This is a genomic window from Flavobacterium weaverense, assembly GCF_003688495.1.
Classification (GTDB): Bacteria; Bacteroidota; Bacteroidia; order Flavobacteriales; family Flavobacteriaceae; genus Flavobacterium; species Flavobacterium weaverense.
On the sequence record NZ_REFH01000010.1, the window covers coordinates 247,538 to 262,254 of the forward strand.

14 protein-coding genes are annotated in these 14,717 nt (G+C 32.7%); 2 read left to right on the forward strand and 12 right to left on the reverse strand.

Features of this window, described 5'->3' with window-relative positions; genetic code table 11:
- Positions 1-113 precede the first annotated feature (113 nt).
- The 12 genes from BC961_RS10960 to htpG form a co-directional block, all read right to left on the reverse strand.
- Positions 114-1,280, reverse strand: coding sequence for a DUF1501 domain-containing protein (locus BC961_RS10960; protein ID WP_121925899.1), 1,167 nt, complete (start codon positions 1,278-1,280; stop codon positions 114-116).
- A 16-nt stretch (positions 1,281-1,296) separates the two neighbouring features.
- On the reverse strand, positions 1,297-2,685 hold the full coding sequence (locus BC961_RS10965; protein ID WP_121925900.1) for a DUF1800 domain-containing protein: 1,389 nt from the start codon (positions 2,683-2,685) through the stop codon (positions 1,297-1,299).
- 233 nt (positions 2,686-2,918) lie between these two features.
- Complete coding sequence (locus BC961_RS10970; protein WP_121925901.1) at positions 2,919-3,530, reverse strand: SOUL family heme-binding protein; 612 nt, start codon at positions 3,528-3,530, stop codon at positions 2,919-2,921.
- A gap of 103 nt (positions 3,531-3,633) precedes the next feature.
- Positions 3,634-4,227: a hypothetical protein gene (locus BC961_RS10975; protein WP_121925902.1), complete on the reverse strand. Its 594-nt coding sequence runs from the start codon at positions 4,225-4,227 to the stop codon at positions 3,634-3,636.
- Between the two features lie 323 nt (positions 4,228-4,550).
- Positions 4,551-5,807, reverse strand: coding sequence for a WG repeat-containing protein (locus tag BC961_RS10980; RefSeq protein ID WP_121925903.1), 1,257 nt, complete (start codon positions 5,805-5,807; stop codon positions 4,551-4,553).
- 77 nt (positions 5,808-5,884) lie between these two features.
- Positions 5,885-6,100, reverse strand: a complete 216-nt coding sequence (locus BC961_RS10985) for an FUSC family protein (RefSeq protein WP_121925904.1) — start codon at positions 6,098-6,100, stop codon at positions 5,885-5,887.
- 127 nt (positions 6,101-6,227) lie between these two features.
- Entirely contained in the window at positions 6,228-6,767 is a 540-nt protein-coding gene (locus BC961_RS10990) for a lipocalin family protein (RefSeq protein ID WP_121925905.1), read from the reverse strand.
- A gap of 413 nt (positions 6,768-7,180) precedes the next feature.
- Entirely contained in the window at positions 7,181-7,846 is a 666-nt protein-coding gene (locus tag BC961_RS14960) for a CPBP family glutamic-type intramembrane protease (protein ID WP_121925906.1), read from the reverse strand.
- 346 nt (positions 7,847-8,192) lie between these two features.
- Entirely contained in the window at positions 8,193-8,747 is a 555-nt protein-coding gene (locus BC961_RS11000; RefSeq protein ID WP_121925907.1) for an REP-associated tyrosine transposase, read from the reverse strand.
- A 247-nt stretch (positions 8,748-8,994) separates the two neighbouring features.
- The gene (locus BC961_RS11005) at positions 8,995-10,221 is read right to left on the reverse strand and encodes an epoxide hydrolase family protein (protein WP_245980897.1); all 1,227 of its coding nucleotides are present in this window, start codon (positions 10,219-10,221) and stop codon (positions 8,995-8,997) included.
- Between the two features lie 69 nt (positions 10,222-10,290).
- Entirely contained in the window at positions 10,291-11,040 is a 750-nt protein-coding gene (locus tag BC961_RS11010; RefSeq protein ID WP_317126968.1) for a helix-turn-helix transcriptional regulator, read from the reverse strand.
- Positions 11,041-11,366: 326 nt separating this feature from the next.
- Positions 11,367-13,268, reverse strand: a complete 1,902-nt coding sequence (gene htpG / locus BC961_RS11015; RefSeq protein WP_121925908.1) for a molecular chaperone HtpG — start codon at positions 13,266-13,268, stop codon at positions 11,367-11,369.
- A 180-nt stretch (positions 13,269-13,448) separates the two neighbouring features.
- On the opposite strand from htpG, the gene BC961_RS11020 reads away from it, so the two are divergent.
- Positions 13,449-13,925 carry a lipocalin family protein gene (locus BC961_RS11020; protein WP_121925909.1) on the forward strand — a complete coding sequence of 159 codons (477 nt, stop codon included), beginning with the start codon at positions 13,449-13,451 and terminating at the stop codon, positions 13,923-13,925.
- A 17-nt stretch (positions 13,926-13,942) separates the two neighbouring features.
- Positions 13,943-14,635, forward strand: a complete 693-nt coding sequence (locus tag BC961_RS11025) for an OmpA family protein (protein WP_121925910.1) — start codon at positions 13,943-13,945, stop codon at positions 14,633-14,635.
- Positions 14,636-14,717: the final 82 nt, after the last annotated feature.

Here is a 14,717-nt window from a genome sequence, read left to right on the forward strand (position 1 = left end):
AGATCTGTAATTAACGATTTTTGATTTCTGATGTGAGAATCTCGATAAGTAAATAATTTATTTTCGAACACAAAATCTGAAATCAAAAATCGTTAATCTGTAATCAAAAATCTCTAAAATAGTCCTTTTAAAGCTTTGTTTTGAATTCCTATTGTAGTGTAATCAAAGTCTAATTTGTCTTTCAGTAAACTGGCGTAAACACTTCTAAAATCTGTTTCATACTTTAAATCTCCTTGATCTAAATCAGAGAGATTAGGATTATTTCCAATAATTTTTCCTTTGTTTCTTCCGCCAATAACGAACATAGGTGCGGCAGTTCCGTGATCTGTTCCGTTTCCATTGTCTTTTACTCGTCGTCCAAATTCTGAAAACACCACAACCGTTACATTTTGCATCAACGAAGCCTTTTTTAAATCAGTATAAAAACTGAAAAGCGCATCATTCAATTCCGTTAATTTATTATTTTGAATTCCCAGTTGATTATCGTGTGTGTCAAATCCATTGAGCGATGTATAATAGACTTTTGAATTTAGATTTCCTTTTATTAATCGGGCAATCCAAGCTAAATTTGTAGACAAACCTGTTTTTGGGTAACTAATTTCTGATGTCGACTTTGTCAATGCCTTCTGAATTTCATCAGAACCTTCTGTTACTGAATTGGCGATTTTTCGAACAAAATCTAAGTGGGGATTTGAAGATAAAGTGCCAGCTTCCTCTTTTTGATTTTTAGTTTTAAAAATATTTGGATTCTTAACAGTAATAGAATTAGGTTCTAGACCTTTTAAAGCTAGATTGTCAATGTTATCTAAGTTGATTCCAGCGGTAGGTTGATGCTCTTTACATTGTAAATCGAGATAGCGACCCAGCCAACCTTCATTGATATATTGATTAGAAGCTGATGCGGTTTGCCAAATTTCTTGACTTCGAAAATGAGAGCGATTTGGCTCTGGATATCCTACATTTTGAATCACCGATAAATCTCCATTTTGCTGCATCTCTGCAAAACCTTTTAAAGCAGGGTGAAAAGCCATGCCTTGATTTTTCCCTACCACATCATTTTTAGACAAAGCTATTTTTGGACGCAAGTCATAATATAGCGGATTATCAAAAGGAACAAACGTGTTTAATCCATCGTTTCCTCCACTGAGTTGGACAAAAACAACACATTGATCGCCAATAATTGTACTTTTTTGCGAACCAAATGCATGTAGAAAATCAGGCAATAGTAGTGCTCCACCAGTAAATGTACCCGTAAGTGTCAAAAAGTTTCTTCTGTTCATTGTCAAGAATTTTAAATTAAATCAATTGATACTCTGGCAATTTTACCATTGCGTTTACTAATCGCATAACAACTTGGTCTGCATTTACGGCTTTTGGATTGAAATCATATTTTATAATCGTTTCAAAGTCTTTTTGAGTGGCTTCATCAACATTATAAAGTAGGCGCTCTTTTAATTCAGCAATAATTTGTTTGTTATTTCCGCTGTTTTTCCACTCAATTTTAGCACTATTTATTTTGCGATTGTTGTCATTCATTTCCTCTTTCGATTTAATCGCTTTTCTATTCACGCCACGTCCACTGCAAAGCAAGTCGGCAACAGTATTTCGTTGCAAATAAACTTGTGAGGTCAACCAAGAATTACCACCTATCCAACCTTTTACATTTGGTTGATTGTATAAATCCATTCCTTGTTCTTTTAAAAAAGATACAATCGTTTTAGGATTAACATTTTCAATATTTAATTCTGAGACTAATTGTAAAGTATATTCGAGAGGATTTTTAATTTTTGAACCTGCATTATTTTTTGTGAATTCTTCAGTAAAAATTTTGGTCAGTAAAGGTTTGATTTCAAAATCTATTTCTCTGAAATAGTCACCGTAATATTTAACTAAGGCATCTTGTGGCGTGTCGTAAATAAACCAAGCCAAGATTTTTCGGGTGATCAAATAAGGAATTTCTTTTTGTTCGAAAATAATATCAACTAGATCATCTGACTTAAAGTTTCCAGTTTTTCCAAAGTAAGTTTTCGAATCATTATCTTCTAATGCGCGACGGTATTTAGCTCCGTCTTCACCAATTCCTAAACCAGCAAGAGCTTTAGCGCCGTTTTTAATATCAGCTTCGGTATAATTTCCAATTCCAAGAGTAAATAATTCTAATAACTCCCGACTCAAATTCTCATTGTTTTTGCCTTTTTTATTATCGGTGTTATCCAAATAGCGAACCATGGCATTGCTCTTTAAGATTTTTTTAGTCAACTCTCGAAAATTACCAAATGCATTTTCTTCAAGTATTTGCTGGTGTTGATAAATGTAATAATTGACTTTTACTTTTTGAAAAGTAGCCACATAATGGTTATGCCAAAAACAAGTCATTTTCTCTCGAAGCGGAAATTCTTCCGTTCTCATTTTTTCAATCCAAGATGTTTTCATATCCAATGAAACCTTTGCTTCTGCAATTCGAAGTTTCTTTCGCGCTTCAATTCCATCAGTTTTATATTGTATTCGGAGTTGTTTGAAATCGTCAACAGTTTTAGGGCTATTTGCAAGGAAATCAGGAATTTCATTTTTTACTTTCGAAGCAAAAGACTTTTCAAGGAATTTTGTCAAACCCAAATCTGAAATAGCCTTTGCTTCTTTACTTGAAAAACCGAGGCGTAATGACCAAAGTATGTTATTGTCCATAATATTGCGAGTTGGGTTAAAACTATTGATAAGACTGTAATAGGATTAAAAGGTTTAACGCTCGTTTTTAAAAATAAAAAATCCTGTAAAAGAGATTCTACAAGACAATATCTTACTATTTAAAAAATGATTTTAAACTGATGTAATTCTAGTAATTACTGCTTCATTGCAATTTGTGTGGCGTCTGAATTGGACAGATCAAAGAACAATAACTTTGTGTGCGTACGAATTTTTTATGACTTGAAATTATCTGCGGTGCTTTTCTCTAGCTCTACAATAATTTCATTTTTTCGATTGAAGACTTCAAAAGGTGGATTATAGCCTAAGAAGTAAAATCTATTGGTATATTTAATTCCTTCAACTTCAAGAGCTTCGATTAACTTTTGCTTATTAATTGCTATTTTTTGATCATCAGCCCAACCTCCAAAGGTGATTGCAGCAACAGTTTTAGCTGGTTCATCCCGGAATTCGATTTGGGATTCATTAGGTTGCGGAAGCGTTTCTTTTTTAAATTTTTTAGGAACCATAAACATCATGGTAGTTGAATCTCCTAATGACATTGCTACAGGTGAAGTCATTGCGATTTTTTCCTTCTCTTTATTTCCACCAAAAATATATCCCGCTAACACTGAAAATCCTTTACTAGAGGATTCTTTATATTTATTCCCCGACATTTTAACAGCCGTAAATAATGTTGCTTCGTAATTGCGCACTTCAAAATTGCTGTATTTTTTTACAACTTTATAAGAATAAGTTTCAATGTTTTGTTGGCCGCTAATGGCGAATATTTGAACTGCGACAAACACAACAGCAGTAATTCCCAGAATAATATAAAGTATTTTCATCGTCTTAATTTTAATCCTAAGTTAAGATAAAAAAACAAATGTGTTAAAGTAGATGCTGGATTGTCAATTCAAAATGGGATTTATAAAATAGTGAGCGAACAAATTAATTTAGGATTTTGAAATCAAAAGCTAATTTTTTATTCTGGATCAAAGTACGCCAATCGATAAAAAACAAGCAAAATAACATAAAGAATCCAAGCATAAAGCTAGCAATAGACTGCCACGAAAAAATGTTGTCAATAATGTCTTGTTGATTTTCAGCAGCAAATTTACCTAGGTGTAAAGCGATGGTATCACTAGTGAATTTCCCAATTAAAAAAGGAATAATAATATAAATGGGTTTAATTTTTGAAATTCCAGCCCCTAAAAAGAGAGGCGTCGTAGGAAGTGGTAACAATGAATACGCAAGCACTACTAAAGCTCCTTTCCATTTGTTCTCATTCATTTTATCACCAAGAAATTTAATGTCTTCATTTTTAGAAGCTTTTAAAAGCTTATTTGCCATTAACGGAGCATAGAGAAGCAGAATATAGCGACCGATCACGGAACCTAAAACTCCAATAACAATTACAGCCCAAACATTTAAACTAAAAAGGATTTGGAAAAAGACCATTATGGTAAACGCTGGTGCAAACGGAAAAGGCACTATGTCAAATAATAACGCACCTAGGAAAACTAAAAGATAATGCCACCACATAGATTTGGGATTTTTTGCTACGCTAAATTAACAAGAATGCTAATTTTTACGTTTTGGGGATGAGGGTCAAAACTACAATTTAAATACGTGTAATGCTGAAATACTTTTCTTGTGTAATTTTGCCTATTGATAAAGTCTTTTTTAAAGGAATTATATCCTAAATGCAAGTAGTAGTACTTTGTTTAAAGTAGTAATGAAAACAATATTTATGCGTTGTCAGAATCTGGAATTAGAAACATTTGATTGTAAGTTACGTAAACGAATTCCATTTGGTACTACGATTAGAAAAGATGAACTGTAATAATATTAAAAGTGAACTAATTTTAATTGCCAATTGTCACTGGACTTTCCTCGTAATTTAATAGGGCTATAACTTCCTCTTTATCATTAATTAGTAATTTCTTACCGTCTAGTTCAACTATAAAATTATTGTTATAAGCAACCATTACATTGTCGTATTTGTTTTGAATCACAATGTTTCCCTTTTTATCAATCAATCCCCATTTATCAGTGGTGTAATGCCCACCTGATGAAACTTTTCGCTTTCCATAGGCTGCAAAACCATCGTGGAAAGACACCATCACGCCAACGAATTTAAAATCAATACTGGTTTCACCTTTTTTATTGATAAAACCCCACCTCCCATCTTTTAAAACTGGAGCTAAACCTTCGCTGAATGGTCTAGCCGCGTCGTAAATTAAATCAATTACAATTTGGCCATTTATGTTCGTAAAACCAAATTTTCCATCTTTCTCCAAAAGCATTAATCCGTCGTTGAAACCTTCAAAATCACTTCTGTATTCCGGTTTTAGCAGTACAATTCCGTATTTATTAGCGATGCCTTTTTTTCTGTTTTCGATTAATCGAACTTCATCAAGTGACGTATAAATATGGTCGTAAACTGGATTTAAAAGCACTTTACCGCTTAAATTCATCAGACCCATTTTAGGATTACCTTTTTCACTAAAAGAAAATGAATATCCGTTTTTTACACTGCCTAAATAAGTATAAATAAATGGTGCAATAACATTATCCTTAAGGTCTATCAGACCATAATTACCATTACTTTGTGCTGCAACAAAACCATTTTCAATATCGCCAAGATTATCATATTTATTAGGAATGATTACTTTGCCACTTTTATTAATTAGACCGTATAATCCGTTGTTTTTAAACTTTAAAAAAGCAGAATCATTATTTTCAAAATAAAGTTCTTCATATTGTGGTATAATTTTATACTTTCCCTTTTGATCTATCAGGCCATATTTCCCATCAATTTGGACTGCTGCAACTCCGTTCATTACTTTAGATGCCTGATCGTATATAAAAGGTAGGACGATTGCACCCTTCTTATCAATATATCCAAATTTCCCACTTTTTTCAACTAAAAATAACCCTTCAGAAAACTCTCCAATGTAAGAATAGGTTTCGTTACTAATCGGTTTACCATCTTGGTTTAAAATGTAGAGTTTTTCATCCGTACCAGCAATATAATATTTGAAGTCATTTTTTTGAGCAAAAGCTATTGGTGCTGAAATGTACAGTGTAAATAATAAAGCTGCTTTAAGAATTTTATTCATGGTCGGGATTTATTTTAATTGCTGGCTAAAATTACTTATACGCTAGAATTGTACGTATAAAAAGCAGTGAAAATATATTATTTTTTAACTATTTTTCTTCTTCTAATCAACAGATAAACAAAGAATAGTGGAAAAAAGGTAAAAAATCCAAGTCCATTTTTTACAGTGCTGTAAATTGAAATCCCAACAAGAAGTCCAATTAGAACTGCGTTAAAAATAGTACTTGGATGTACATCTTTTTTCTCATTTATTAGATCTTCGTTATGGTTTTTTGACAGCCTATTGTCGTTCATTTATTTCTATATTTTATTGGTTAATTGTATTTAAATTTGCTTAAAAATATCTTACAGAACATCTAAAAAAAATCAACTGCAGAGTTAGCCAATTTCCACAATTGAATGAGATTATTGTATGTTAATCTTACTTTTGTTTATCATGTTTTACCCAAATAAGATCTTTTATATTGTATCCGATATTCTCGGCAATTTTTAAGTAATCTTTTTTAATATTCTCCGGAATAGTATTTTCTCGAGATAAAATCCATAGATACTTTGTACTCTTTCCTGCAACTAAGGCATACTTGTACTCTTTATCAATTGCGATTACATTATAACCAGCGTAAAATGGACCAAAGAAAGATACTTTTAGCATTGCAATATCTTCGTTACCAACAAATTTAGCCTTTCCAATCGCTTGTGTCCACTTGTCTTTTTTTATATTGTATCCTTTATTTTCGACTTTAATTGTCCCATCTTCCCTTAGAGAATATTCTGCTGTTGTATTATTTAGATTCTTCTCAAACATAAAATCTAATCTAGCGATTTCATACCATTTTCCGAGATATTTCTCTTTATTAAATGGCTTCACTGCTGTTGCATTTTCAGGAATTGTTTTGCAAGAATAAATTGTTGCAACGAATAAAAAAAGTGTTCCTAAATAAATTATTTTTTTTGTTTGCATGTCTGTATCGTTATGTTTTTATAGTGATGTGGGAGAGGGATTTACTTAGATTTTGCTTTTAACATTCATCCTGAATCCACGCTAATTGCGTTTTCTATGCTAAGATAGAATTTCTTTGTGAAATTTAAACTTGCTACAATCGAAAACTATGCTATCTATACTTTAAGTTGCTAGCGAGCGCACCGCTCGTGCCCGTAAAATAAGTAATACTTTTATTTTTATTGAAAAAGCTACCCTCCATTTGCCACAATAATTTACAAAAGCTTCTTGCCGATGTTGGTTCGTACTAGAAGGATGGTCGCACTAGCATTAGTTTTTTACTATGGTCGCTATATCAAGACAAAATATGATAGAAATCGTTAATCCTGCAGAAATCAAATTCGCGCTAAAGTGTTATTAACTGTAGTTTTTTATTACATTAATTTGTAAACCCAAATGATCAAAAGAGGTATGGAATTATTGATCAAATGAAAAAAGTAAGAATGCCAAATATTATATTTTTTGGCTATATAGCATAGAAATACGCCAGCAATAATTTTTTCAGAGATTGGTAGTAAGTTCACCCATAGAAAATTGTCGTAATTTAATAAATGTATGCAACCAAAAAATATAGAGGAAATCAAAATGATAATTATTGTATTTGCATCAATAAAATTCAACATTTCTTGATATAATTTTTTGTTAAAAAATACTGAAAGCCCCAAAACAGTCAACACTATTAAAACATGGGTAATTTTGCTATCCTGTTTAATAAATGAAGTCAAAAAAAATATCATTGACACAAAACTCATTATAAAAATTAATCGAGATTTATATTGTAAAAATCCTCTAAATACTAATTCTTCAATTAATGGAATGAGAAATATAATTGGAAAAATTTTTGATGAATTAAATTCATTTAAATCACTTTCGTCGATAAAAGATTCTTGAGTAATCAATGACTTTAAATATCCCGCAAAAAAGCTCAAGATTGTTAGTAGTAGAAATAAAGTAAAATCTTTTCTGAAAAATCCAGTAAATTTTTGATGAGGATTTTTTAAAAAGTATAAAAAATCGTTTTTCATTGGATAAGTTGACATTGTTTTTTTTTTCTATTTTTTTAATTAAAATGCTGCTAGCGAACCGTATCTCGGCGAGTTTCATGCAGCATCTATAACTTACCATTTTGTATCGTAACAATGATAATATAAATAGCGGTAATCCCATTAAAACTCTGACCGCGCAAAACTATCTATTCACAACGATAGCTTCACAACGATAGCGCGGATTTGCAATCCGTGCCCATAGCGATGTTCTAATAGTCCTTTAGCAATAATAAAAGCTGACCGCGGCGATAATTTACTCACAACGATAGCGCGGATTTGCAATCCGTGCCCACAGCGATTTCTACTATAATATTATCAATAACAAAACTCTTACTTTTAATTAAAATAATTCTAATAAAACAACTTCTAAATCATTGTCTAATCTGGCGTAATTTCTCGCTGAACTGAAAAAATAATCTTCAGCTAACAAAACAATCTTATCCTTTACAGGATTATTATGTATGTAATTTAATTTTTGTTTTATAAACCAATTCGATTCGACTATTTCTGCATGATATCCATCTTGCCAAATCTTATAATGCTGTTCCCTTTTGAGATGTGCACATGCTTTTTCAAAATAATCTAGCATCCATTCTCTTCTACTCTCGGGCTCATCGATAATTGTCTGAATAATCTTTTTTGACGTAAATTTTTTAAAATCACGCATAACATCCGATAATATAAAACCATTTGTTGCCTTACAAAGCAAATTAATGTGACTACTCATAATGCAATATGCATAAATTTCTAATCCTTTATTTGTTTGGCAATGCTGCAAAGCATTTATAATGACATATTTTTGATTTAGTCTGGTAAATACATCAACCCAACCTACAGTTGTGATGGTTATAAAAAAAGCTTCCTCTGTTGTTGTTGCTTTGTATTTTGTTGACATTTTTATTTCTATAGTTTGCCTTAGTTTGTGGGCACGGATTGCAAATCCGCGCTATCCGCGTGTTGATATATCCGCGCGGTCTGGTAATGTTACTTGATTTCTTTGCTAGCTTGCTGATATCAATGTTTATTTAATTTCTTTAGTTTGTGGGCACGGATTACAAATCCGCGCTATCAGCGTGTTGATATATCCGCGCGGTCGGGGTTTTTCAAGCCCAACGAACCCTTAGCTGTTAGCTGTAGTACCTTTACTTCAAATTTGTGTCATCATAAAAAAATGTTCTTAATTCATTTGCCCATAATTCTGGTTGCTCCATCGCTGCAAAATGGCCACCTTTTTCCATTTTGTGAAAAGAAGTTACATTCGCCATATGTTCCGCCCATTCTTTTGGTATTGGTGCTTCGGCAGGGAAAATACTTACACCTGTCGGGGTTTCCACTCGTTGTTGAGAACGTAGACCTCCAGACCAAGCTGTTTTGCTATCTTCGGCATAAGTTCTGATAGAGGAATTAATGGTTTGTGTTAGCCAATAAATCATTATATTCGTTAGTAATTCATCTTTTGTAAAACTGTTTTCAATATTTCCTTTATTATCACTCCAAGCATTAAATTTTTCAACAATCCAAGACGCTAAACCTACTGGCGAATCATTAAGCCCGTAACCTAAAGTTTGCGGTTTTGTTGATTGAATCATATTGTATGCACCTTCTGAGTACCACCAGTTTTGGATAAATTTCCCAAAATCTTGTACTGGCTTTGACATTGTTGACCAATTTTCTTTTCCTGTCGGATAACCAACATCTGTTAGATGAATTGCGGTAACCAAGTGTGGAAATTGATTGGCTAAAGATTTAGTAATTGGCGTTCCTAAATCTCCACCTGCTGCTACAAATGTTTTATAACCTAATACATCCGTCATTAATTTCGACCAAATAACTGCAGTTTGGTCTGTATTTAAAGCAACCTTTTCCGAAAATCCAAAGCCTGGAATTGAAGGAATGATCACATCAAAAGATTCATCAGCATTTCCACCAAAATTGGCTGGGTCTGTAAGCATAGGAATTATTTTGTAAAACCTAAAAAAGTTATCAGGCCAGCCGTGCGTGAGTATAAGCGGTTTAGGGTTTTTCCCTTTCCCTTTTACATAAATAAAATGGATATCTATTCCATCAATTGAGGTTTTATATTGAGGAAATTTGTTAAGCAATGCTTCTTGTTTACGCCAGTCGTAATTATTTTGCCAATAATCTACCAACTCGTGAAGATATGTTGGATTTGTGCCATAATTCCAATTGGCGTTTTTGGGTTCGTCTGTCCATCTTGTTTGTTTCAATCTGGTTTTAAGGTCTGCAAGTACATTGTCTGCAATGTTGATTTTAAAAGGTTCCATTTTGTAAGATTTTGAATTTTGTGCAATTAAATTTTGTGATGTTCCAACAATGATTAAGAACAAAAACAAGGATAGTTTTTTCATTTTCTACTTTTTATTACACAAAGGTATCTCGAGGTTGCGACAAGGGTATGTCAGAGGTTAAAATAAAAACTACAAATATTTTTCTACAAATTGTTTCATTGTAATTTGATGCGGTTCAAATTTATCATTCACGAGAAAAAGTCGAGTAATCTTATCAATACGAAACACTCTGAAATCGTTTCTTAATCTACAAAAAGCGGCTAAAAGCCAATTATCTTCTGGATTATGATAAAATGAAAAGGGCTCTATTATTCGTTCCGATTCTTTTCCGTCCAAAGTTTCGTAAAATATTTTTACACATTGTTGATTAACCAATGCCATTTGTAAATCAATAAGACAAGAACTTTTAGTTATATTTTCAAAATTTTTACCGATAAAAAGCTTTTCCGATAGTATTTCTGCTTTTTCTTTATTGTAAAGTTTTAAAACTGCTTTTATCTTTGATATTGCAGAGGAAAATTCATTTTTCAAAGAATCATCATACATTCTCAACACAATTTGCTCTAATGTAATTAAAGATAATGCTTCTCTTTCGGTAAACATTACTGGTGGAATTTTGTAGCCATCCATTAAAAAATAACCTTTTCCTTCTTCAGTTAAAATAGGAATTCCTGCTTCTTCCAAAGCCCGTATGTCCCGATATATTGTTCTTACACTAATATCAAATTTATCTGAAAGTTCTGTTGCAGTAATCAAACGTTTTGTTTGTAAATGAGTTAAAATTGCGGTCAATCTCGAAAGCCTTTTTATATTATTGTCGCTCATTGAAATATTGGAAGTATTTTGTTCGGTAAGGTCCCGTGGTATTACAGCTAACATGTATATATGCGAAACAAACATTCGTAAATACACCTAATTTTGGTGTGATATCCGAAAGTTTGTTTCGCTTTATTTAAACCAAATATATTAAAATTTTCTTACAAATTTTCAATTTATTTATAAGTGCTTATAAGAACAAGACGCTCTAGCTTAGCCCCGATAGCAGCAAAAATCCTTTGCTTTGGCGATAGCCAAAAGCAAAGATTGCAGTAAATAGCGGGAGAAAACTTCTTATAAAAACCATTCGAACTGCTCCAAAAAAAAAAGACCCGCAAGTTTGCACTCGCAGGTCTTAGCTCCCCTCTTTCGAGGGGTTAGGGGAGGATTTATTTAATCATCTCAAAACTTCTTTTTACAAAAGCCGTAAGCGCTTCTCCTTTTAGAAGGTTTTGTGATAATTTAGCTAAGTCAAGGGCTTGTTTGATTAAGCTTTCTTGAGCTGCTGCGTCCTTATTGTTTAAAATGTTAGTCGCTAATTCAGAGTTCGTATTTACCACTAAATTGTACATTTCTGGCATATTACCCATTCCAAACATTCCGCCACCACCGGATTGACTCATTTCTTTCATTCTACGCATGAATTCTGGTTGCGTGATGATAAATGGTGATGCGTTGCTGTCTAAAGCTTCTAGTTGCACGGAGTACGTTTGTTTAGGAACGATAGCTTCTAGAACCGTTTTCAAGTTTGTTTGCTCTTCTTCAGATAATTTAGAAATAGCAGTTTCCTCTTTTTTGATTAAGTTATCAATATGATCTGAATCGACACGGATAAAAGTCATATTGCTGTTATCACCTTCAATTTTTTGAATCAAGTGAGAGATAATAGGAGAATCTAATAATAAAACTTCGTATCCTTTTTCTTTTGCTGTTTCGATATAAGAGTGTTGCGCTTCCTTATTTCCAGCGTATAACACTACTAGTTTACCGTCTTTATCTGTCTGATTAGCGGCAAGATTTGTTTTTAATTCTTCCAATGTATAGAATTTATCATCTACTGTTGGGTATAAAACAAAAGCGCCTGCTTTTTCATAGAATTTATCTTCAGAAAGCATTCCGTATTCTAGAACGATTTTGATGTCATTCCATTTTTGTTCAAAATCAGCACGGTTTTCAGTAAACAATGATTTCAATTTATCGGCTACTTTACGAGTAATGTAGTTTGAAATTTTCTTAACCGCAGCATCCGCTTGCAATCCAGAACGAGACACGTTTAATGGAATGTCTGGTGAATCAACAACACCTTTAAGCATCATTAAAAATTCAGGAACAATTCCTTCTACGTTATCCGTTACATATACCTGATTTTGGTACAATTGGATTTTGTCTTTCTGAATTTGTAAATCAGAACCTAATTTTGGGAAGTATAAAATACCAGTTAAGTTAAAAGGATAATCAACATTCAAGTGAATGTGGAATAATGGCTCTTCAAACTGCATTGGATACAACTCATGATAGAAACTTTTGTAATCCTCAGGAGTTAATTCACTTGGTTGTTTTGTCCAAGCTGGATTTGGATTGTTGATGATATTGTCAACTTCTATTTCAGTAAAAGTTTTGTCTTTATCTTCTTCAGCAACTTCTTCACCCTTTTTTTGCTCAATTTTTTCTGTCTTAGTTCCAAATTTAATTGGAATAGGCATGAACTTATTGTATTTATTTAGTAAACCGCTAATTTTAGATTCTTCTAAGAATTCTAGCGAATCTTCAGCGATATGCAAAATGATCTCCGTTCCACGAGTAGTTTTGTCAGCTGGTTCCAATGTGAATTCTGGGCTACCATCGCAAGTCCAGTGTGCAGCTGGTTCGTCTTTGAAAGATTTAGTGATAATTTCAACTTTTTCAGCAACCATAAAAGCCGAGTAGAATCCAAGACCAAAGTGGCCAATAATTCCAGAATCTTTAGCAGAATCTTTGTATTTATCGAGGAACTCTTCAGCTCCAGAAAAAGCAACTTGGTTGATGTATTTTTCTACTTCGTCAGCGGTCATTCCTAAACCTTGATCGATGATGTGTAATTTCTTTCCTTCTTTGTCGATTTTTACTTCGATAATAGGATTACCATATTCCACTTTAGCTTCGCCAATGCTTGTTAAGTGTTTTAGTTTTAAAGTTGCATCAGTACCATTCGAAATTAATTCTCGCAAGAAAATTTCATGATCACTGTATAAGAATTTCTTGATTAAGGGAAAGATGTTTTCAACTGAAACATTAATTTTACCTGTTGTCATATTATGAGTTTTTAAGTTTGTTTTATAGCCTTCTATTCTTTCAAATAGAGTACCAAATATAAAGGAAGTGACAAATTGTCGTAGGCGTTAATTTTGATAAAAAATAATATAATTGTGAAACATATTAATCGCAATCAGATGTATCTTTGTGTAAGTATTAATTCATTAAAATTTAGAGAAATGAAAAAAGTAATTTTATTATGCACATTAGCAGTTTTAATGTTTGCATGTAAGTCAACTTCAGCTACGAGTACAAATACAGATACTAAGGCGCAGGTTGCAATGAAAGGAAACTGGGAAATTACTTCGGTAACATATCCAGGATCACAATATATTAAGGTAGAAACTTTCCAACTAGCGGATTCAGATTGTTTCGTAGGAAGTAAGTGGAAATTTATTTCCAATAATAACAAAGGAAATATGGCTTTGACAAAAGCTAATTGTGTTGCTTTCAGTTCACCAATTACTTGGTTCGTTAACAAAAACGGACAATTCGTTCTTAAAGTTTTAGATGCAGGAGAGAAAGCTAGAAAAGTAAAAGATGGTTACATTTTATCTTTAGCAAATCAAACACAAACTTCTTTCCAATTGGTTGACAAAATCGACGTTGGAGGAAAAATGACTGACGTAGTGTATCAGTTTCAAAAAGTTAATTAATTTAAAAAGATAGAGATATGAAAAAGATTTCAGTAGTTGCAATTGCAACGATAATGGTTATAGGTTCAATGTTTACTAGTTGTGAAGCGGTTAAAAATACTAACCAAACACAAAGAGGAGCAGGAATAGGAGCTGTTGCAGGTGCCGTTCTAGGTGGTGTTTTAGGAAACAACGTAGGTAAAGGTGGTAAAGGTGCAATGGGTGCTGTTTTAGGAGGAGTTATTGGTGGAGTTGCCGGTGGAGTTATTGGTAACAAAATGGATAAACAAGCGAGACAAATTGATGAAGTTCTTCCTGGTGCTGAAGTAGTGCGTGTAGGAGAAGGAATTAAATTAGTTTTGAATGAAAATGCTGTTCGTTTTGATACAAACAAATCTTCATTGACTGCTGCTGCGAAAGCGAACTTAGATAAATTAGTTCCTGTTTTTGCTGAATATCCAGATACTAATATTACTATCTACGGATATACTGACAATACTGGTAGAGCAGAATACAATTTGAAACTTTCAGGAGAAAGAGCTGCTGCAGTTAAAAATTATTTAAACAGTAAAGGAGTTTCTTCTAGTAGATTTCAAGTTACTGGTTTAGGAATTGCCGACCCAATTGCTTCAAATGAAACATTAGAAGGCAGAAGCCAAAACCGTCGTGTTGAATTTGCTATTACAGCAAACGAAAAAATGATTAAAGACGCGGAAGCTGAAGGGAAATAGTAATCCAGTAATTACTACATAAAAAAAGGCTGTTTCTTTGCGAAACGGCCTTTTTTTATGAAATATAGTATGTTCATCACAT